Source organism: Pseudomonas sp. NPDC089547 (assembly GCF_050280665.1).
Lineage (GTDB): Bacteria > Pseudomonadota > Gammaproteobacteria > Pseudomonadales > Pseudomonadaceae > Aquipseudomonas.
Map to the genome: position 1 here is coordinate 36,463 of NZ_JBNNVS010000021.1, position 20,153 is coordinate 56,615.

The following is a 20,153-nucleotide window of genomic DNA, read 5'->3' on the forward strand; positions in this document are numbered from 1 at the left end:
TTACCCAAGCTCCCCCTCAAGCCCCTTGAGATAGTCACCGAAGCCGTGGCGCGCGCGGCTGTCCACCCGGCTGCTGGTGGCCACGCTGTGCGCCGCGGTCCAGACGATCTGTGCGCCGCTGGCTTCGAGGGCCAGCACCAGTTGCACATCTTCGTGCGCCGGCACGGGCTGGAACCCGCCGACACGCTCGTAAGCCTTTGCGCATACCCCGAGGTTGGCGCCATGGATATGCCGGTGCCCATCCCTGGGCTGGTAGCGGCTGCGGTACAACTGGCGCAATGCGGCGTTTTGCCAAGGCTGCCAGCGCTCGATGTGCACAGTGCCGCAGACCGCGTCGGCGTGCCATTGCAGCTGCGACACCAGCCAGTGCCCAGGCACGCGGCTGTCGGCGTCGGTGAAGGCCAGCCACTGGGCGCCGCGCTCGATCATCCACGCCGCACCCAGGCGCCGGGCGATACCCACGTTACCGGCCTCCAGCTCCAGGGTATGCACGCCATGGCGGCGGGCAATGCGCGCGCTGGCGTCGACACAGCGATCCAGCACCACCAGTACCTCGACTGCCAGGCCCACCGCCTCGGCTTGTGCCACGGCCTGCTTGACGGCGGCCAGGCAGTGCCCAAGCCGACGGGCTTCGTTGTGGGCGGGGATGATGACGGCGATCATGGGCAGGTCTCGTCAAGGTCAACGACGCTGGGCTGACATGACCAGTATTCGAGTAGAAAGTCCGCCTCTTCGTGGCGCAGCACGGGGTAGAGTGGCAGATGCCGGGCCAGCAGGGCATGCACTTCGCGGCCATCCTGGGGGCAACCGGCAATGGGATGGCGCCAGTGGCAGGCCAACAGACCACCGTCATACGCCAGGCTGGCCACCGACTGCTCGATGACCTGTAGCCAGTCGGTGGGGTCCAGGTAATAACCGATTTCGCTGAGCACGATCAGGTCGAACTGACCGCCCGGCCAGTCGCCCGGCAGGTGGCCCTGTTCGACATGGGCGTGGCTCACGCCCGCAAGCCGCTGACGGGCCAGGGCCACGGCCGTTGCGTCGATGTCCTGGCACAACAGGCTGGCGCAGCGCTCGGCCAGCAACACGCTCAGCTCGCCGTTGGCGCAGGCGGGTTCGAATACGCGCTCATAGCATTGCCGCGGCAGGCTGGCCAGTGTCAGCTCGCGCTTGCGCCGTTCGTACCAACGGGTACGAAAGGCCCAGGGGTCATCGTTGCCGGCATACAAGTCGGCGAAATACTGTGCGCCCAGGCTCATGTTGCCTCCGTTGACAGGAAAATCAGCTCGAACGGTTGCAACAGGCAAGCCTGCAACTGTTCTGGAACTACCGGCGGACGATCACCATCGGGCTGCAACTGGCTGGCATGAGCGGCGAGGGCTTGGCGCTTGAGCGCCAGCTGCGCATCACTGAGTTGCAGGCGGTGGGCGCGGGGCCAGGGCAGACGCTGGTCGTCGGGGCTAGCCCAGTGCCAGGCCCAGACCGGGATCTCCCCCAGTTGTGCCCGGCAGGCCTGTGCTGCCTGGGCACAGGCGCGACCTGCTGCCTCGTGGTCGCAATGGCCGTCGCCGCGCCATGTGGTCAGCAGCAGGTCGCCAGGTTTGAGCAAGTGGTTGAGGTGGTTGACCAGGAAGGCTTCGTCATGGGGCAGCGCGCCGTCCTTGAGGTTGAGTCGTCGCCAGTCGAGGCGGTTGAGGTCCAGGCCAAGCAGTTGCAAGGCATGGCGGCTTTCCAACGGGCGCTGATGACGCAGGCGGCGCTCGGGCCATTGCGAGGAATGCGGGTGGCTACCCTCGCCATTAGTTGCTGAAACAAGCAGCACGTCCTGTTCTCGCCCCTGGAAGCTGGCCAGCAGCCCGCCGGCCATGAGGATTTCGTCGTCCGGGTGCGGCGCCAGCAGGACCAGGCGCCTTCCGGGTGGGCACAACTGCTCGGGCAGCGTCCAGCTGGCGCGGGCCAGCTGAGCAGAATGCTGCCAGGCGCTCCATGGCGTCCCTTGCGCAGCCTGTATCAGGTTCTGGCTCATAATTGCCATGCTCCCGCCGGCATGCCGGCCAGTTGTCGGCCCAACTCGGCCAGGTCGCGTTCGGCGTGGCTCTGGCGCAGGTACACCGGCAGGTCGGCACTGAGCCGGGCAAAATGGCTGCTGCGACAGAACGGTGTGGCGCCCAGCGCCCGGCCGACATGCTGAATGACCTGCTCGGCTGCCTGCTCGACCTGGGCGCGGGTACGCCGCACTTCGAAGCTGGCGTCGACCTGAGGGTGGCGGTCGATCCACGTGGCGCATTGGTGAAGGGCAGCGCGGGCTCCGTACAAGGCAGCATCGACTGCGCCCAGGTGCGCATCGGCGTGCGGGTCGCGCCGGGGCTTGCGGCAGTTTTCGCGCAGGTAGTCTGCCAGGGCCTCGGCGGCGCCATACCAGCAAGCAGCGATGCCGGCGCCGCCGTGCCAGAAGCCCGGGCGCGAAAGGTACTGGCCGGGGCCACCGATGGCCAGCCCAGGCGAGTGATCGAATTCAATGGCGACTGTGACACTGCCAGCCATGCCAACTGCCTGCCAGTGATCGGCCTGAGTGCGTTGGCTGGGATGAGGCAATTCGATGGCCACCAGTTGGGGCTGGTCATTCTCCCAGGCGGTGAGCAGCGCACGGTTGATGTGCAACGCACCCGAACACCAGGCCTTGCGGCCTTGCAAAGATACGCGTTCACCGTCCCGTTCGACGATGTAGGTGCGGGCATCCGGCGGTTCGGCGGCCCACACGCCCCAGATGCCGTTGCAGGCATGCTGGGCGGCACCACATTCGGCGAGGATCGCCAGGGCGTCGGTATGGCCTTCGAAGAGCTTGGCCAGGCTGAGATCGCAAGCGGCGACCCGCGCCAAGGCCCGCCAGCGCTCCACAGTGCAGCCCTGGCCGGGCAACGGGAGCATGTCGAGCTGTTCGCCCTTCAAGGCCTGCATCAGTTCCATGAGCGAAGTGTCGCGGTGGATGGCCTGCGAACGGTGAGTAAAACGGTGGAGCAACGAATCGAAGTGGGTCAATTCCATCATGCAATTCCCAACTGTTTGCGCATGCGCACCGTGATCGACTGGCGGGTCTTGCCCATTTCGGCCCACGGGTCGTCGACCTCTGCCAGCCGCTCGTGAAGGTTGCCGATATTCCACTGGTTGGCACCCTTGAGCTGGCTCAGTTCCTCACGCCAGATGGGTACCGAAACCGGCAGGCCCTCGCGGGCCCGCAGCGAGTAGGCGGCAACGGTGGTGGCGCCCTTGCCGTTACGCAGGTAGTCGATGAAGATCCGCCCGACCCGGTTCTTCGGCCCGGACACCGCGCTGAGGCGATCGGGGAACAGCCCGGCCATGTGCTTGACCAGGGCATGGCTGAAGTCCTTCACCTCGTCCCAGCCAGCGCGACGGGTCAACGGTACGACCAGGTGCATGCCCTTGCCGCCGCTGGTCTTGAGAAACACCTTCAGGCCCAGTTCGTCGAGCAAGGTCAGGGTCAGTTGGGTGGCCTCAAGCATGGCTTTCCAGGGCAACGCCGGGTCAGGGTCCAGGTCGAGGACAAAGCGGTCGGGCTTGTCGAAATCCTTGATGGTGGCATTCCAGGTGTGCAGTTCAAGCGTATTCATCTGCACCGCGCCCAGCAGGCTGTCAGCGCGGTTGAGCACCATGGCCGCCTGGCCGGCCTGGGCCTTGCTGTAGCTGAGCAGGTGAGGGATATGCAACTGGTCGGCGTTTTTCTGGAAGAACAGCTCGCCGCCCAGGCCATCCGGTGCCCGCACCAGGGCGACAGGCCGATCCTTGAGCTGTGGCAGCAGCCAGTCGGCGACCTGAGCGTAGTACTGTGCGACTTGGCGCTTGGTGGTACCGGTGGTTGCGTCGACCACACGGTCGGGGTGGGTCAGGCGCAGGGTGCCCGCGTCCTCGTGTTGTGTATGTGCTGCGCGCTTGGCGGGCATTGCTCGCTCCAGGTCGATGGCGGTGGCGGGTTTGTCGTCGCGCAGGCCGTGGAACACCGCGTGGCGCACGATGCCTTCACGGGTCATCTGGGCATAGGCGACTTCTGCCAGCAGCTGTGGCTTGAGCCAATGCACCCCGCGGGCTTCAGCACCGGTGGGTGGTTTGGGCAAGTGCGGCCTGTCGGTTTGCAACCGCTTGAGGCGGGCGTGGATACTATCCAGAGTGGCAGCGCTGAACCCGGTGCCGACCTTGCCGGCGTAGCGCAGTTGGCCGCTGGCGTCATCGTGCAGGCCGAGCAGCAGGGCGCCGAAGCCGTTGCGGCTGCCTTTGGGGTCGGTGAAGCCCACGATCACGAATTCCTGGCGCTGCGTGCACTTGAGCTTGACCCAGTCGCTACTGCGCCGGCCAACATAGGGGCTGTCGGCACGCTTGCCGATCAGGCCTTCGAGCTGCAGCCGGCAGGCGCTGTCGAGAAGTGACGCGACGGGCTCTGCAAAATCGGCGGAATACCTGAGTACCTGCGATGCATTGCCCTCCAGCAGCCGGGCCAGGGTGGCGCGACGCTGTTGTAGCGGCAGGTCTCGCAGGTCTTCGCCACCCAGCCAGGGCAGGTCGAACAGGTAGTAGGCAATGCGCTCGTCTTGCTCGGTGTCGAAGGCATTCTGCAAGGCCTGAAAGTCCGCTACGCCGTTGTCGTCGACCACCACCATCTCGCCATCCAGCCACGCCGAGTCGAGGCCAAGGGCCTGGAGCGCCCCGACCTGTCGAGGCATTTTGGCGCTCCAGTCGTGGCCATTGCGGGTGAACAGGCGCACGTCTTCACCCTCGATGCGCGCCAGGATACGGTAGCCATCGAACTTGACTTCGTAGCGCCAGTCGCCACTGGGTGGGGAATCTACCAAAGTAGCCAATTGCGGCTGGAGCAGGTTCGGCATGGCTTTGCCGGCGGCCTTGCGCTTGCGTGGGGAGGTGGTCGCCTTGGCGGGTCGCCGCGGCGGTAGGGTGCGCTCGCTCAGTACACTGTCTGGCAGGGCCTCGACGATGCGGTAGTCGGTTTCACTGCGCGCTTGTGCGTCATGGGATTTGACCAGCATCCACTGTTCTTTCTTGCCGGCCAGGTGGGTGCGGAACAGGTTCCACACCCCCGAAAGCTTCTCGCCCTGCAGGCGAAACCGCAGCTTGCCCTTGGCATAGGCTTCGCGGGGGTCGCCTTCGGGCTCCCAGGCACCCCGGTCCCAGACGATCACGTCGCCCGCGCCGTAGTGCCCTTCGGGGATGCGCCCCTCAAAATCGGCGTAGTCCAGCGGGTGGTCCTCCACGTGCACGGCCAGGCGCCGGACCTTGGGGTCCAGTGAGGGGCCCTTGGGGATGGCCCAGCTTTTGAGCGTGCCATCGAGCTCCAGGCGAAAGTCGTAGTGCAGGTGACTGGCATCGTGTTTCTGGATGCAGTACCGCAGCGCGTGAGCCGGGCGTGAGCGGGCGTGTTTACCGGCTGGCTCGGGCGTGGCGTCGAAGTCGCGCTTGCGCTGGTACTCCTGCAGGGGCTTGGCCATGACGGGCTCCGGAAAGGTTTGCAGGTCTCAGGATTGGGAGGTGGTTGCGCAGCGAGGAGTTCAAAAAAAGGCGGGGAGTGGGTGCTTGGCGAAACTCTGAATCATTTACCCCTGGCGGGAGTCGACCGGATGAAGCCCACAAACGGAGAACGTTCATGTCCACATCCGATGACCCAAGACCGCAGATTGAGATCGACGACACCGAGGACCGCATGGGCAGCGTGCACGAGCTTGATTTCAGCGAGCGCCGCGATGAACGCCAGGGGCGTATCGGCGATGAGCGCCCTGAGCGGGAGATTGCCGAGGCCTACCCGCCGCGGCGTGTGGCCGAAAGCGGCATGACTGGCGGCGAGACCCTGAGCGAGAGCTTGCATGAGGACAATGTCACCTACGATGACCTGAGCCCCGATACGTTGTTCGATGAAACCGGTGCCCGCGACCCGGACGAGCCCGGTACCGGCGGCCCGGCGGACAAGGCCTTGCGCCGGGTGGAGGCCCACGAAATCGGCGGCGGTTTTGGCCTGGACGAGGCCGAACTGGCACGCTCCGCGCCGCTGGACGGCGAGCCGTGGAGCGATGATGTGGTGCCCGATGATGACAAGAGAGAGCCGTGATGGATGAGCAACGCTGTTCCTGCAATCATTGTTCATGCATCGAGCAGAGCGCTGATGCTGGGCGCTCCGCGTACCTTATGGGAGGTTCTATGGTTTCTGGCAATAGCATCAGGGTTGCCAGGTGGTCGCCACGGCATCTTCAGTGTCTGTGAGATCGAGCGCCGCCCGCGCGGCGCTCGATCTCACAGGCGCTGCATATCTTATGGCCACCACCTTACACCCCTCAGCGCTTGTCGAGCGCTGCCCCGGCCTGTCTGCGCAAGGCCTTGGCGCGCTTCTCGAGGATCAGGTAGGTCACCACCGCCAACAGCAGCGGGACAAGGTAGTACAACGTTCGATAGCCCAGCAGCGCGGCGACCAAGGTGCCTTGGCCTAGCTGGCCGTGGAGCAGCGCCAGGAATACGGCTTCCAGCACGCCGAGCCCGGCGGGAATGTGGGCGACCACCCCGGCGACGCAACTGATCAGCAACACACCCAGCACCGAGGGATAGAACAGCTCGGGCGGCAGTAGTAGATGAATCAGCGCTGCCATCAGCGCCCAGTTGCTTGCGCCCAGCGCCACCTGGCACAGCGCCAAACGCAGGCTCGGCAGGGTGACTTCGTGCCCGCGCAGCGCCCACGTGCGCCGCGTGGCGAAGGCGCAGGCGCACAGGTAAGCCAACGCCACCGCCACCATCAGTACACCGATCAGGCGCAGGCCGCTGGCACCCACCGCCCAGCTTTCCGGCAGCTTGACCAGGCCCAGGGCGAAGACCGTGCCGGCCAGCAGCAGGTAGCCCATCCAGTTGGTCAGCAGCCCCAGGGTGAGGATGCGGGTGATGGTGGGGGTATCCAGGCCCAGCCGGCTGTACAGGCGATAACGCAGGGCCACACCACCAACCCAGGTGGTGAAGTTGAGGTTGAACGCATAGCAGACGAACGCTACCGGCAGTACCTGGCGGGCCGGCAGGCGGTGGCCGGTGTAGGCCCGGGCGAGCAGGTCGTAACTGGCGAATACCAGGTAGCTGCACAGCGCCAGCAGCAGCCCCAAGGCCAGGGTTGAGGGCCGGTAGGCCAGCAGCGACTGGCGTACTTCGTTCCAGTCCAGGTTACGCGCCAGGGTTACCAGCAGTACCGGTATCAACACCAAAAACAGCACGGTCAGCAAGCGTTTGGCCCAGGTCGTCCAGCTTGTGGTGGCCATCAGGTCTTGCCCCCGTGGTAGTCGGCAGGGGCCTGGTCGTCGGCTTGCAGCGATTGCAGGCGCTGCCGGTGCGCCGGAAACCAGCCAGCGATCCGCGGAAAATAGCGCGTGATGTGGAACCCCAGGAAGATCAACGGGGCACGCCACCAGTAACCGCGCACCATGCGCTCCAGCGTTACGGTCTTGCAGTGGTCGCGGCTCAGCTCGGTCAAGTGCTGGTACAGGTGTTCGTTGAACGCAGGGTCGCGGATCAGCAGGTTGGCCTCAAGGTTGAACGACAGGCTCAGCGGGTCGAGGTTGCTTGAGCCTACGGTGGACCAGTCGTTATCCACCAACGCAACCTTGCCGTGAAGCGGCCGCTGGCAGTACTCATGGATGCGCACGTCGTCGCGCAACAGGTAGTTGTAGAGCAGCCGCGAGAGCGCGCGTACCCAGCGCATGTCCGGTTGCCCCTGGAGGATCAGCGTCACCTCGACCCCGCGCCGGGCGGCATTGCGCAGTTCACGCAGCAAGCGGTAGCCGGGGAAGAAGTAGGCGTTGGCCACGACGATACGTTGCCTTGCTTCACGGAAAACTTGCAGGTAGCAGGCTTCGATATCGTTGCGATGGCGCTGGTTGTCGCGTTCCACCAGCACGGCGCTGGCCGGGCCTGAGGCGATGCCGCCCGGCTTGACGCCGCTGGCAGCGCCCAGCACCGGTGCGAGCATACGGCACGAAGAAGCATGCACCTGGGCCACCACCGGGCCGACGACTTCCACGGCGTAGTCTTGTTTGGCCTGCGGGCCGAAATCACCCAGGTGGTCGGCACTGTAATTGATGCCGCCAATGAAGGCGCGTTGCCCGTCGATAACCACGATCTTGCGGTGCAAGCGGCGAAACAGGTTGGTGCGCATGCCCACCAGCCGTGGTTGCGGATCGAACGAATGGAACCGCACGCCGGCCTCGGTCAGCGAGGTGATGAATTCGTCAGGCAGGTCGGCGGTGCCGTAGCCGTCCACCGCCACCTCGACCCGCACCCCGCGCCGCGCGGCATCGATCAGGGCGTGGCGCAAGGGTTGGCCGACCTTGTCGTCGTAGATGATGAAAGTTTCCAGGAGGATCTCCTCGCGTGCCTGGGCCATGGCCTCGAAGACGCGGGGGTAGTACTGCTCGCCGTTTATCAGCAACTCGACACGGTTGCCATCACACCAAGGCTGTTTCATAGCGTCACCTGCGCCACCAGCGGGGCATGGTCGGAGAGATGTGACCACGGGTATCTGGATAACACCCGTGCCTGGCACGCGTGGGCATTGCGCAGGTAGATGCGGTCCAGGCGCAGCATCGGCAGGCGCGCGGGGAAGCTGCGTGCCGGCTTGCCGAAGGCTTCCACCAAGTGGCCCGACAGCCGCGCATCCGCTTTCAGGCGCCAGTCGTTGAAGTCGCCGGCGACAATGACCGGCTCGTCCGCTGGCAGGCTGTCAAGCAATGCCAGCAGCAGGCCGACCTGACGCTGACGATGTTCTTCACGCAGGCCCAGGTGTACACAGACGGTGTGCACCTGTTCATGGCCCGGCACTTCCAGCTGGCAGTGCAGCAGGCCTCGTTCTTCGTTGCCATGGACAGAAACGTCCAGGTTGTCATGGGCACGGATGGGGAATTTGGACAGCAGCGCATTGCCATGGTCGCCATGGGGATAGACCGCATTGCGGCCATAGGCGAACTGCGGCCACATGCTGTCGGCGAGAAACTCGTACTGGGGCGTTTTCGGCCACTTCGGATGGCGCTCGGCATGTTGCTGATGGCTGCCGTGGACCTCCTGGAGAAACACCAGGTCGGCCCCGGTCGAGCGTACCGCCTCGCGCAGTTCCGGCAAAATGAAGCGGCGGTTGAACAGGGTGAAGCCTTTGTGCACATTCAGGGTCAGTACCGTCAGGCGATGGACGGCGGTGACCTTGTCGATGATGCAGCGGGGGGCGGGCAGTGTCCGGTTCATAGCGGCTCCTGCGGTTCGACGCCTGGTTCGGTAGCCAGCTCGCCGCCAAGGCCCAGCTTGTCCAGCAGGCGGCGGGCATCATAAGGGGCATGGACTTTCTGGTCGTTGTCGAAGTAGCAGTACACGTCACGGGAGGCGCGTCTTGCCGGGGCGCGGTGCACCACGCGTTGGGCATCCTCGGGCTGGCCGCCCGCAGCCCAGGCCTGGATGCGCAAGCGCCAGCGGCGCAGCGCGCTGGCCGTGTAGCCGCTGCTGTACAGCTCGACATCGCCATGCAGGCGCAGGTACACGAAATCGGCCGTGAGCTCTTCGACACAGGGCCATTTACCGGCGCTGTCGGCGACCACCAGGGCAACCTTGTGCTTGCGCAACAGGTTGATGAAGGTGTCGCAAAGGAAGCTGGGGTGGCGGATCTCCACGGCGTGGCGCAGGCGCGCATTACCCGGCACGGCAATGCCGCCGTTGCCTTGCAGGCGTTCTGCGGCGTGGCGCGCAAGGCTGCGGGCGGCTTTGCGGTCGCGTGGTAGCTTGGCCAGAAAGTCGCTGAAGCGCGGCGCGTCGAACTTCAGGTTTGGAGGGAACTGCCAAAGGAAGGGGCCCAGTTTGTCACCCAGCAGCAACGGGCCCGATGCGAAGAAATTGGCGAGCGCCTCGTCGACCTCGCGAAGCCTGCGTACGTGGGTGATATAGCGCGGCGCCTTGACCGAGAACACGAAGCCCTGCGGTGTCTGGTCACGCCACTTGCCATAACGATCCGGGGTTTGCAGCGCATAGAAGGAACCGTTGATTTCGATACTGTTGACCGCCCGCGAGGCGAACGCCAGCTCGTCGTCCTGGCGCAGCCCCTCGGGGTAGAAGTCCTTGCGCCATGGGCCATAGCGCCAACCGGAAATACCGATGCGGATCTCGCTCACCATAAGTCCCTGCGCTCCTGTACGTATCAGTAGCGACAGGGACAGGGACCAGATTGTTCAGTGCGATTGACGAGTGGATGGCCATGCAAAAAGGGAACTTTACCGGCGTTGCAATCCTCCACCGGATGCCTGGGTTCCACTCAGGTACACCATGAAGGAGGCTCAGCCATGAAGTTTGATCGGTTTGCACAATGGCTGGCCAACCATAGCGGGCGGCCTTTGACCTTCGTTATTGCCTTGCTGCTGATCATTGCCTGGGGCGTAAGCGGGCCCTTGTTTCATTTCAACGACACGTGGCAGTTGGTCATCAATACGTCGACCACGATCATCACCTTCCTGATGGTGTTCCTGATCCAGAACACCCAAAACCGTGATAGCGACGAATTGCACATCAAACTTGACGAACTGTTGCGCACTACCCAACGGGCGCACAAGGCGTTGCTCGACCTTGAAGACATGGGGCCAGCTGAACTCCATGCGCTTCGAAAGCGATACCAGCAACTGGGGGAGCGCGACGAAGCGGGGCCAGACAGGGAGGACTCTCACTGACGTGTTCATGAACCCGCCATGGCGTTGTTCAGAAAAGGCCAGGACCGTGACGGTGAACAACTCACACTTCGGAGACCAAATGATGAAAAAATACGACGAACAGGAGCAGAAAGGCCCCTATTCTTCCGATCATGCAACGACTGATCAGGACCTGGGTTTCGACCCGGACTCTCCGGATCTGGACGACCCTCAAGTGGACCCCCAAGGCCCCGCGAAAGCACCAAGGGACGTGGAAAAGAAACCGTGAGCGAAGCTTCCGTGGCCGCATGTCTGCCGCACATGGCATTCATCTGTTGCCCCGGCTGTTCAAAAGCCGGGGGGCAGCACAGCTATCAGAATGTGTACTTCAGCGACAGCATCAGGTTGCGTGGCTCACCGTAAACGTTGCTCGGTACCGCGACAGAGTTGCTGAGGGCGTTGTAGTACTTCTTGTTGAACGCGTTGTTGAGGTTGACGCGCGCATCGATGTGGTCGGTCGGCTTGAACCCCAACATGAAGTCCACCAGGGTGTAGCCATCCTGCTCGATCATGTAGGTGGTGTTCTTGTTGTAGATTCGATTCTGGTGATAAAGGGAGGCGCCGACACGCCACTGGTTGAACTGCCCCGGCAGTGTATAGGACGTGCTCATCTTGAACAGATGGCGGGGTATGTCGGTGTCGAACAGACGGCCCTCGTTTTCTTTCTTGGTATCTTTGACATACTTGGCCTCGGCAAAGGTATAACCGGCAGCCAGTTGCCAATCAGGGGTCAATTGGCCCTGTACCTCCAGTTCTATGCCCTTGCTGCGCACTTTGCCTGCCGCCTCGTAGCACGGGGTAGTCGGAGCAGTAGGGCAACCGTCGGTAAAAGACTTCGCACGGTTTTCCTGGTCGATCTGGAAGAGGGCAGCCGATGCGTTCAGTGCCCCGTCGAAGTACTCACCCTTGATGCCCAGTTCATGGTTTTTCCCGGTGATCGGCGCAATGATGTTGTCGGAAGCATCCTTGTAGTTCTGGGGTTTGAAGATATCGGTGTAGCTGACATACACGCTGTGATGCTCGTCGATGTCATAGATCAGGCCGGCGTACTTGGTGACATGCCGAGTGACTTTCAGCTCGCTCGGGGCGGTCCCTTTGTAGGGCGAGGTGGTGGTGTTGTCATACCAGTCCAGGCGGCTGCCCAGAATCAGCTTCAGCGGGTCGGCCAGGCTCAGGCGTGTGGTGGCGTAAACGCTGTTGAGCTTGGCGTTGGTGTTCTGCCAGCCGTACTTGTCCTGGCTTGGCGGTTTTGGCGTGGCGCCCGCGTCCCAGTTGTAGAGGTCGATGTTGCTGTTCAGCAAGATGTTGTAGGGCACGTCACCGTTGAACACCACCCGCCGGTGACTGGCGCCGACCACCACTTCGTGGTCTCGGTCCATCAGGCGAAACGGGCCGCTGGCATAGGCGTCGAAGCTGTTCTGGGTTTCCCGATAGTGCCCCGCGCCGACGAACTGGTTATAGGCATGGGTGGTGGTGTTGGCGACCAGATAGGTGCCCAGCATGTCGAGGTCGGCCCAGGTCCTGGTGGCCGAGAGGTTGAGCTTCCAGCCGTTGTCCAGGAGGTGTTCCAGTGCCGCGTAGGCAGAGGTGCTGGTCTTGTCCCAATACTCCCAGTCACTGCTCAGCGAAGTAGAGCGTGACAAATGCAGGTCACTGCCGTCGAAGCCCACCGGCAGGCCGGTCCAGCCGTTGCCATTGTTGTTGTCTTGCTGGCGCGATGCACTCAGGGTCAAGGTGGTGCTGTCGTCCAGGTCGGCTTCCAGGATGCCGTAGAACAGGTTGCGTTGGTTTTCCAGCGTGTCTCGGTAGCTGTTGCCGGTCTGATACGCCGTCACCATTCTGCCGCGAACGGTTCCGCTGTCGTTGAACGCGCCGGAGACATCGACCTCGGTGCGGTAACGGTCCCAGCTGCCCATGCTTCCTTCGATGCTGGCCTGAAACTCGTGCGTCGGCCGCTTGCGGATCAGGTTGATCGACGCCGCAGGGTTGCCCGCACCCTGCATCAGGCCGGTGGCACCGCGCACGACTTCGACCCGGTCATACATGGCCATGTCGGCCGACAGCAGGTCTTGGGACACCTGTGAGCTGTCCAGGCTGGTGGGCAGGCCGTCGTACATGATGTTATCGAGGGAAAACCCCCGGGCGTAGTACGAGGATCGTTCCGGGCCGGTCCGGCGCAGGGTGAGCCCAGGGGTGTTCTGCACCACCTCGTTGAGGTTGGCGAGGTTCTGGTCTTCGAGGCGTTGGCGCGTGATGACTGTGACCGATTGTGGCGTCTCGCGCAGGGACAATGGCAGTTTGGTTGCCGTCTGCGCTGATCGTGAGGTGTACGAACCTGTGCCTTCGGTGGTGCCAGACAGCAGTGCACCGGTTACGGTAGTTGCCCCCAGTTCCAGGGCACCTTCGCTGTCCGCTGCCACTTCTATTATGTAGCTGTCCGCACGCTTGAGTACGCGCAGGCCGGTGCCGGCCAGCAGTTGGGCGAGGCCATCACTCACTGAGTAGGTGCCGCTGAGCCCCGGGGTATGCTTGCCGGCGGTCAATTGTGCGTCTGCGGACAGCAAGATGCCGGACTGGCTCGCGAAACGGTTCAGCGCCTGATCAAGGCCCCCAGCCGGGATGGCGTAGTGGCGTGTCTGTTCGCTTGCGTAGGCCAGTGCTGCAGGCATGGCAAGCAGTAACGGGGTGCCGCCGAGCAAGCTGGCAAGCAGGATGTGGTGGGTCAGCCGTGAACGGGTTGGCGTGGGCAGGTGCGACACTCTGAACGATCCTCTTGAGAAGGCTTGTTGATTGGGTTCAAGAGGTATCCCGTACAATTCGACCAAAACGACAACACTCACAAACTATTTTTTGCCATTCCAGGCTGGCAGCAGACGGCCAGCAATCTCGTGCGTTTCTAAACCGGGCTGACGTTGACCCAGAAGCGCGTCAATCTCTGTATTTTTACGGGTAGCGACTGCTGAACTGCCATCAGCACGCGGTCGGTGTCTGCCAAGGGGAACACCCCCGTGAGCGGCAACTGCGCTACAGCGGGGTCGCAGCGAAGCACACCGGGACGATGGCGAGCCAGCTCGGCGACGAAGTGCCCCAACGGCATGCGCTCGGCGATCAAGCGGCCGTCTAGCCAGGCGATGGTGTTGAGGTTGGCTGGCCCGAGGTCGCCGAGGCGATTGGCGGAAAACCAGCGACTTTGTCCTGCTTGAAGGCGGCTGGCGGGCGCCTGCCGCGGACGCAACTCCAGCTCGCCTTCAAACAGCTCGACATGGCTGCCATGCTCACGCTGGTACACGGAAAAGCGTGTGCCCAACGCCTGGATTTCCCCCTCTGCAGTTTGAACGACCAGCGGGCGCTGCGCCGGGTCATGACCACTTTCCAGCAGCAACTCCCCAGTGATCAGGCAAATGCGCCGTTCCGACGCGTTGAACCGGATATCAACCGCAGTGCCACTGTTCAGGCTAAGTTGGCTGCCATCCTCCAGCGAGCGTTTCAAACGTTCGCCAGTGCCGCTGCGCAGGTCTGCCATGGCTTCGCGCCAAGGGGATTGCGAATGAACCAGATAGCCGCTGCCGCCGGCCAACAGCAGCGTGCCGAGCAGCTTGAGCGCCTGCCGACGACGCGCATCGGGCAGCTCGCGCAGCACCCCGAGTGCTGTATCCGCAGGGACACCGCTCAGGGTACTTTGCAGGCGCTCCAGGCGTCGCCATGCGCGATCGTGCTCCGGGTCCGCGGCGCGCCATTCAAGAAACCGCTGCTGTTGTGCCGCTTCGAACTCACCGCTCCATTGCAGCATCAACCAATGACTGGCCTGCTCGACGATTGCGGGGGAGAGTGGTGCTTCGCTGACGGTTTTCATTCAGCGTACAGGACCTGATAGCAGGCAGTGATGGCGCGGAGCATGTACTTTTGCACCGAGCTGACGCTGACGTTCAGCCGAGCTGCGACCTGTGTGTAGGTCAGCCCTTCAAATTGCGACAGCAGGAATGCTTCGCGTACCTTCGCAGGCATGTTGTCGAGCATGGCGTCGATCTGCATCAGGGTTTCGATCACGATCGCGCGGGTTTCCAGTGACGGAGTTTCTGGCTCGGGCAGGGCGGCGAGGCTCTCCAGATAAGCTTGGTGGATACGCTGGCGACGCCACTGGTCTATGACCAGGTTGCGGGCGATCTGCACCAGGAATCGACGGCCGTCACGCTGTTCCGGCAGGCGGCGGGTTACCAGCAGGCGCAGGAAAGTGTCTTGAGCGATATCCGCCGCCCGCTCGCGATCACCCAGGCGGTGGCGCAGCCAGCCTTGCAGCCAGCCATGATGGTCGCGATACAGGTTGTCGATGGGTTGCAGTGTGGTGTCGATGGGCACTTCACCTTTCCGCTAATCAAATGCATATGGGAATTGATCTCGATTGTAAGGTGATGTGCTGATTTTGCAAACTGTTGCAGCAGACGTCAGGTTGTCGCGTGCAAATGGCGCTGGCGTGTTGATCTGGCAAACCAGGAAAGGAGGCTGACCGGCTGACCGTTGCAGTTGAACATTGCGCGGAGCTTGGGCTCTCACTAGCAGGGATAGAACGAGGCGGCCGTCATGAGCATCGAACGCAGCATTCCTGAACTTGAAGCCTGGTACGCGCAGTACGACGACATCAGCTACCGGCGCGAATCGCCGGATGCCTACCACCACGAACTGGTTCGCACTGCTGAGGCGCTGCGGGACGACGGTGCTATCGACTGGGATGACTGGTTGGCGCTCAAGGCTCTGGCCGACGAGGCACATATCCGGGCACTGGAAGATGCGGTACAGGCTCACGTGAGCGACCCTGACGCATGAAAGCGCTGAAGATCGCCACCTTCAACATCAATGGCATCCGCAGCCGCCTGCCCGCGCTGTTGGCCTGGCTGGCGCGCGAGCAGCCGGACATTGCCTGCCTGCAAGAACTGAAGGCGGCCGACGCGCAGTTTCCTCGCGAGGCATTGGAAGCGGCAGGTTATGGCTGCCTGTACCAAGGGCAACCCTCCTGGAACGGTGTGGCCATTCTGGCGCGCGATAGCGAGCCTCTGGAGGTTCGCCGCGGGCTGCCCGGCATGCAGGACGATCCGCAAAGCCGCTACCTCGAAGCTGCGGCGCACGGTGTGCTGGTATGCTGTTTATACCTGCCCAATGGCAACCCGCAACCCGGGCCAAAGTTCGATTACAAACTGCGCTGGTTCGAGTGCCTGCTCAACCATGCGCAAATGCTGCAGGACAGCAGCCATCCCACGGTACTGGCGGGCGATTTCAACGTGGTGCCCACCGATCTGGACATCTACAACCCGCGCTCGTGGCTCAAGGACGCGCTGCTGCAACCTGAGCCACGGGCGTGCTTTGAACGGTTGCTGGCCCAAGGCTGGCTCGACGCTGTTCGCCACCTGTACCCGGAGCAGCGCATTTACACGTTCTGGGACTACTTTCGCAATCACTGGGCACGCAATGCCGGGCTACGTATCGATCACCTGCTGCTCAGTCCCGGCCTCGAACCTTGCCTGAAGCAGGCTGGGGTGGATGCCTGGGTGCGCAACGAACCCAAGGCCAGCGACCATGCGCCGGTCTGGGTCGAGCTGGGCAGCCGCCGTCAGCGACGCATGTGAAGAGCTTCTGCCAGGCAAGTTTAAAGAGTGATTCAATGATCTTGGGGCGTAGTCAGGCCAGAGTTTGGCGAAACTTACCGGGCTTAATTATTTTTAATACTTGGCTTATTTTTTATTCGATACCCCTCAGTCGCGACCTTGGATAGATTGCGTGCGACAAACTGTCGCGAGAGCCCGCTCACCCGTGACTGTTCAGAACTGCTCTGGTTGAGCGTGGTGGAGATAAGCAATTGAAGGTTGAGTTTGATTATGTGATCGCTGGTGCCGGCTCTGCGGGTTGTGTCCTTGCACGTCGGCTGTCCGATGCCGGGCATGAAGTTTTGCTGCTGGAAGTCGGCCCCTCCGACAAGTCCTGGATCATCCGCATGCCCGCCGGGTTGCGGTCGGCCTTCAAGCCGACCTCGAAGTACAACTGGTGGTACTACACCGAACAGCAAAAGCACCTCGATAACCGCCAGATCCAGCAGCCCCGAGGCCGCGTGCTCGGCGGCTCGTCCTCGATCAACGGCATGACCTGGCTGCGCGGCCACCCCATGGACTACGACGCCTGGCAAGCTGCCGGCGCCAGCGGCTGGAGCTGGGCCGACTGCGCGCCGTACTTCAAGAAGATCGAAAGCAGCAAGATCGGCGGGCTGCACCGTGGCCACGACGGGCCGATCCGCGCCCAGCGCCAGGAGCAGCTCAGCCCGCTGAATGCCGCCTTCCTCGAGGCCGGACAGCAGGCTGGCTTCCACCTTACCGAAGACGTCAATGGTTACCGCCAGGAGGGCGTCTCACGCTTCGAGATGAGCGTGCGCGATGGCATCCGCAACAGCGCGGCGTACGGCTATATCCATAGCATGGGCGAGCACCCCAATCTGACCATATGGCTTGGCTGCGAGGTGCAGAAGATCAACTTCGAAGGCACGCAGGCCACCGGTTTCCGGGTGATGTACAAGGGCAGCATGGTCGAGGTGCGCGCCCGTCGCGAAACCATCGTGTCGTGCGGCGTGTTCGGCTCGGCGCAACTGCTGATGCTGTCGGGCGTCGGCTCGGCGCAGCACCTGCGCGAGCACGGCATCGCCACCAAGGTGAACCTGCCTGGCGTTGGCGAGAACCTGCAGGATCACCTGGAATGTCATATCCAGATCGAAACCAAAGAGCCGGTGTCGCTGAACAAGGAGCTGCAACCGCACCGCATGCTGTGGGCGGGCATGCAGTGGTTCGGCTTCAAGAAGGGCGTGGCCGCGGTCAACCAGTGCCACGTCGGCGCGTTCCTCAACAGCTCGCCGACCACACCGCACCCGGACATCCAGTTCCACTTCTTCCCGGTGTTCTTCGACAAGAACTGGATCCCGGTGAGCACGACGTATGGCTACCGTATCGGCGTGGGCCCGATGCGCCCGACCAGCCGCGGCAATGTGCGCCTGCGCAGCAACAAGGTCTCCGACCCGCTGCGCATCGACCCCAACTACATGGCCACCGAGGAAGACTGGCGGGTGATGCGTGAGGCGATGCGCCTGGGTATCGAGTTTTCCGAGCAGGCGGCGTTCAAGCGCTACAACTACCACGAAGACACCCCAGGCAAGCACATTCGTTCGGGCAAGGCGCTGGATGCGTTCATCCGCGAGGATGCGGCGAGCGCCTACCACCCGTGCGGCACCTGCAAGATGGGCAGCGACAGCGACCCGATGGCCGTGGTCGACAGCCAGCTGCGGGTGCGCGGCGTGGAAAACCTGCGAGTGATCGATGCGTCGGTATTCCCGACAGTGCCGAGTGCCAACATCAACGCAGCAACGATCATGCTGGCTGAGAAGGCCAGCGATCTGCTGCTGGGCAAACCTGCACTGCAACCTGAAGCGCTGCCGTATTACAGCCAGGTTCAAGTGGCCGAACACAAAGCCTTCGCCTGACTCGGCGTCCAGACATAATCGGGAATATAAAAATGACCACTATTACCAAGCGTCAGGCAACACCGCAAGAGCTGGCGAGCTGCCAGAGTTGGGAACTTTGGGAGAGCGGTGACACCGATCGTTTTGTCTATCAATACGATCAGGATGTGCAGTTTATCGTGCAAAGCGGTGAAGCCGTGATCAACAGCGCAACCAACCCGCCGGTGGCGATTGTTCCTGGTACCCATGTAACCATCCGTAAAGGCGTCGACGCTGACTGGGCTATTTCCTCTGCGATCGTCAATCGCTACCAGTACCTGTAACACACCAGCCAGCACTGTTGCCGTTCATTCAACCTGTTGGGTTGAGTGAACGGACCTGCGTGCGCGAGTGCTGCAAGTTACTGACGGTCTTGTTTCAGGTTTCCATATAAATAGTTCATGAGCGCTGCACGTGCGCAGCCGCTCATTTCAATGACGTGCCACACGTAGTGAAGGGCGGTGTCGGCGGCCGTTTATTCGATCGCCCGCAGCATGCTGCCCGAGGAAAGCCAGATGAACAACAGTGCTGTTTCGATTGAAGATGTATCGCTGAGCCGCTTTCACCAGTTACTGACGCTGCGGGCATGGTCCGGCTCGCTGGTTGCAGGTTATGTGCTGAGTATCGTCGGGGTAGTGATGTTGCAGATGTCATCGACACTGCAACTGGATGCGTTCTGGGAAGGGATGATTGCTGCCTCTGCCCTGATCGGGATTTTCTGTGGTGGCTTCATCGGTGGCTGGCTGACAGACCTGCTGGGCCGGCGCTGTATGTTTCTGGTGGCACCGGCGCTGTTCGTGATGGCCTCGCTGGGGCATATGTGGACGGATTCCGCCGCGCTGACCTTCCTGCTTCGGCTGCTGATCGGTATTGCAGTCGGGTTCGAATACCCGGTGGCATCTTCACTGCTGGTCGAATTATTGCCCCGCCAATACCGTGGCCCGCGCCTTGCGGCGCTGGCGCTGCTCTGGTTCATCGGCGCAGCGCTGGCCTATGTGGTGGGCGAGGTCATCCTGCACAGTGGGCACCCCGATGGCTGGAAATACACGTTGGCCAGCAGCGCGGTGCTGGGGGCCATCCTTTTTGTGATGCGCCTGGGCACCCATGAATCTCCAGGCTGGTTGCTGAGCAAAGGCCGCACCGCGCAAGCCGATGCGCTCATCAAGCATATCTACGGGCCAGATTTTTCCACTGCCAACCTGCCAAGACAGGGCGAGGGCAAGAGGCTGCCCCTGAGCAGCCTGCTGCGTTCGGGCTATGGCAAGCGGATGTTTTTTGTCGTCATGTTCTGGACCTGCGGGATCATCCCGGTGTTCGCCGTCTACGCATTCGCCCCCAAGGTACTGGCTGCGCTCAATCTTACCGGGGACTACAGCGCCATCGGTTCGATCGCCATCACTCTGTTCTTCGTGGCCGGGTGTTACCTGGCGATGCGTTTAATCAACGTGCTGGGGCGCAGAAGCCTGTTGCTGTTCAGTTTCACGTTATCGGGGCTGTCATTGCTCGGCCTGGGCGCGTTCAGCGCCAGCAGCGGCAACCTGATCCTGATTTTCTTCTCGCTTTATGCCTTGTTCATTGGTGGAGCCCAGGTGCTGACCCTGGTTTACCCCAACGAAATCTTCCCCATTGAAATGCGCTCGGTCGCTGTCGGTATTGGTACTTCGTTCTCCCGGATAGGGGCTGCCGCCGGGACCTACCTGGTACCGATGTCGCTGAACAGCATCGGCGTCGCCAACACCATGTATGCAGCCGCGTTCATCACCTTGATCGGTCTGGTGGTGACGTGGATGTATGCCCCTGAAACCAAGTCGCTGAGCCTGGAACAGGCTGCGGCGCTGTGATCGATTGGCCCTCATGCATCT

At 62.5% G+C, this 20,153-nt stretch carries 20 protein-coding genes; 8 read left to right on the forward strand and 12 right to left on the reverse strand.

What is annotated here, in order from left to right:
- Genes ACQKPZ_RS16145 through ligD form a run of 5 tightly spaced genes read right to left on the reverse strand, consistent with a single transcriptional unit; the run spans window position 1 to window position 5,513 of the window.
- On the reverse strand, window positions 1-663 hold the full coding sequence (locus tag ACQKPZ_RS16145) for a glycosyltransferase (RefSeq protein WP_427539842.1): 663 nt from the start codon (window positions 661-663) through the stop codon (window positions 1-3).
- Entirely contained in the window at window positions 660-1,259 is a 600-nt protein-coding gene (locus tag ACQKPZ_RS16150; RefSeq protein WP_427539845.1) for a class I SAM-dependent methyltransferase, read from the reverse strand. Before ACQKPZ_RS16150 ends, ACQKPZ_RS16145 begins: the two co-directional genes overlap by 4 nt.
- Entirely contained in the window at window positions 1,256-2,026 is a 771-nt protein-coding gene (locus ACQKPZ_RS16155; protein WP_427539848.1) for a PIG-L deacetylase family protein, read from the reverse strand. Before ACQKPZ_RS16155 ends, ACQKPZ_RS16150 begins: the two co-directional genes overlap by 4 nt.
- Window positions 2,023-3,048, reverse strand: a complete 1,026-nt coding sequence (locus ACQKPZ_RS16160; RefSeq protein WP_427539851.1) for an acyl-CoA dehydrogenase — start codon at window positions 3,046-3,048, stop codon at window positions 2,023-2,025. Before ACQKPZ_RS16160 ends, ACQKPZ_RS16155 begins: the two co-directional genes overlap by 4 nt.
- Window positions 3,045-5,513 carry a DNA ligase D gene (gene ligD / locus ACQKPZ_RS16165; RefSeq protein WP_427539854.1) on the reverse strand — a complete coding sequence of 823 codons (2,469 nt, stop codon included), beginning with the start codon at window positions 5,511-5,513 and terminating at the stop codon, window positions 3,045-3,047. The genes ACQKPZ_RS16160 and ligD overlap by 4 nt, the downstream gene beginning before the upstream one ends.
- Window positions 5,514-5,668: 155 nt before the next feature.
- Between ligD and ACQKPZ_RS16170 the strand changes: the two genes are divergently transcribed.
- Entirely contained in the window at window positions 5,669-6,127 is a 459-nt protein-coding gene (locus ACQKPZ_RS16170; RefSeq protein WP_427539857.1) for a phosphotransferase system, HPr-related protein, read from the forward strand.
- Between the two features lie 223 nt (window positions 6,128-6,350).
- Here ACQKPZ_RS16170 and ACQKPZ_RS16175 read toward each other — a convergent pair whose 3' ends face one another.
- Genes ACQKPZ_RS16175 through ACQKPZ_RS16190 form a run of 4 tightly spaced genes read right to left on the reverse strand, consistent with a single transcriptional unit; the run spans window position 6,351 to window position 10,199 of the window.
- Window positions 6,351-7,310 carry a lysylphosphatidylglycerol synthase domain-containing protein gene (locus ACQKPZ_RS16175; RefSeq protein ID WP_427539860.1) on the reverse strand — a complete coding sequence of 320 codons (960 nt, stop codon included), beginning with the start codon at window positions 7,308-7,310 and terminating at the stop codon, window positions 6,351-6,353.
- Complete coding sequence (gene clsB / locus ACQKPZ_RS16180; protein ID WP_427539863.1) at window positions 7,310-8,512, reverse strand: cardiolipin synthase ClsB; 1,203 nt, start codon at window positions 8,510-8,512, stop codon at window positions 7,310-7,312. The genes ACQKPZ_RS16175 and clsB overlap by 1 nt, the downstream gene beginning before the upstream one ends.
- Window positions 8,509-9,282 carry an endonuclease/exonuclease/phosphatase family protein gene (locus ACQKPZ_RS16185; RefSeq protein ID WP_427539866.1) on the reverse strand — a complete coding sequence of 258 codons (774 nt, stop codon included), beginning with the start codon at window positions 9,280-9,282 and terminating at the stop codon, window positions 8,509-8,511. The genes clsB and ACQKPZ_RS16185 overlap by 4 nt, the downstream gene beginning before the upstream one ends.
- On the reverse strand, window positions 9,279-10,199 hold the full coding sequence (locus ACQKPZ_RS16190) for a DUF72 domain-containing protein (protein ID WP_427539869.1): 921 nt from the start codon (window positions 10,197-10,199) through the stop codon (window positions 9,279-9,281). The genes ACQKPZ_RS16185 and ACQKPZ_RS16190 overlap by 4 nt, the downstream gene beginning before the upstream one ends.
- Window positions 10,200-10,364: 165 nt before the next feature.
- Here ACQKPZ_RS16190 and ACQKPZ_RS16195 point away from each other — a divergent pair, with 165 nt between their 5' ends.
- Both ACQKPZ_RS16195 and ACQKPZ_RS16200 read left to right on the forward strand, forming a co-directional pair.
- The gene (locus ACQKPZ_RS16195; protein ID WP_403195478.1) at window positions 10,365-10,745 is read left to right on the forward strand and encodes a low affinity iron permease family protein; all 381 of its coding nucleotides are present in this window, start codon (window positions 10,365-10,367) and stop codon (window positions 10,743-10,745) included.
- Between the two features lie 82 nt (window positions 10,746-10,827).
- Window positions 10,828-10,992, forward strand: coding sequence for a DUF6021 family protein (locus ACQKPZ_RS16200; RefSeq protein WP_427539872.1), 165 nt, complete (start codon window positions 10,828-10,830; stop codon window positions 10,990-10,992).
- Window positions 10,993-11,077: 85 nt separating this feature from the next.
- Here the strand turns inward: ACQKPZ_RS16200 and ACQKPZ_RS16205 are convergent, their stop codons facing one another.
- The 3 genes from ACQKPZ_RS16205 to ACQKPZ_RS16215 all read right to left on the reverse strand — a co-directional run bounded on the left by ACQKPZ_RS16205 (window position 11,078) and on the right by ACQKPZ_RS16215 (window position 15,119).
- Complete coding sequence (locus tag ACQKPZ_RS16205) at window positions 11,078-13,522, reverse strand: TonB-dependent siderophore receptor (RefSeq protein ID WP_427539875.1); 2,445 nt, start codon at window positions 13,520-13,522, stop codon at window positions 11,078-11,080.
- Between the two features lie 137 nt (window positions 13,523-13,659).
- Window positions 13,660-14,616 carry a FecR domain-containing protein gene (locus ACQKPZ_RS16210; RefSeq protein WP_427539878.1) on the reverse strand — a complete coding sequence of 319 codons (957 nt, stop codon included), beginning with the start codon at window positions 14,614-14,616 and terminating at the stop codon, window positions 13,660-13,662.
- Window positions 14,613-15,119, reverse strand: a complete 507-nt coding sequence (locus ACQKPZ_RS16215; RefSeq protein ID WP_427539881.1) for a sigma-70 family RNA polymerase sigma factor — start codon at window positions 15,117-15,119, stop codon at window positions 14,613-14,615. Before ACQKPZ_RS16215 ends, ACQKPZ_RS16210 begins: the two co-directional genes overlap by 4 nt.
- Before the next feature lie 222 nt (window positions 15,120-15,341).
- On the opposite strand from ACQKPZ_RS16215, the gene ACQKPZ_RS16220 reads away from it, so the two are divergent.
- The 5 genes from ACQKPZ_RS16220 (at window position 15,342) to ACQKPZ_RS16240 (ending at window position 20,132) form a co-directional block, all read left to right on the forward strand.
- Window positions 15,342-15,584 (forward strand): hypothetical protein, encoded by a 243-nt coding sequence (locus ACQKPZ_RS16220; protein WP_016486338.1) that lies wholly within the window; start codon window positions 15,342-15,344, stop codon window positions 15,582-15,584.
- Entirely contained in the window at window positions 15,581-16,381 is an 801-nt protein-coding gene (gene xth / locus ACQKPZ_RS16225) for an exodeoxyribonuclease III (protein WP_427539884.1), read from the forward strand. Before ACQKPZ_RS16220 ends, xth begins: the two co-directional genes overlap by 4 nt.
- A 230-nt stretch (window positions 16,382-16,611) precedes the next feature.
- Window positions 16,612-18,273, forward strand: a complete 1,662-nt coding sequence (locus ACQKPZ_RS16230; protein ID WP_427539887.1) for a choline dehydrogenase — start codon at window positions 16,612-16,614, stop codon at window positions 18,271-18,273.
- A 32-nt stretch (window positions 18,274-18,305) separates the two neighbouring features.
- Window positions 18,306-18,575: a hypothetical protein gene (locus ACQKPZ_RS16235; protein ID WP_427539890.1), complete on the forward strand. Its 270-nt coding sequence runs from the start codon at window positions 18,306-18,308 to the stop codon at window positions 18,573-18,575.
- A gap of 231 nt (window positions 18,576-18,806) precedes the next feature.
- Entirely contained in the window at window positions 18,807-20,132 is a 1,326-nt protein-coding gene (locus ACQKPZ_RS16240; RefSeq protein WP_427539893.1) for an MFS transporter, read from the forward strand.
- Window positions 20,133-20,153 lie beyond the last annotated feature (21 nt).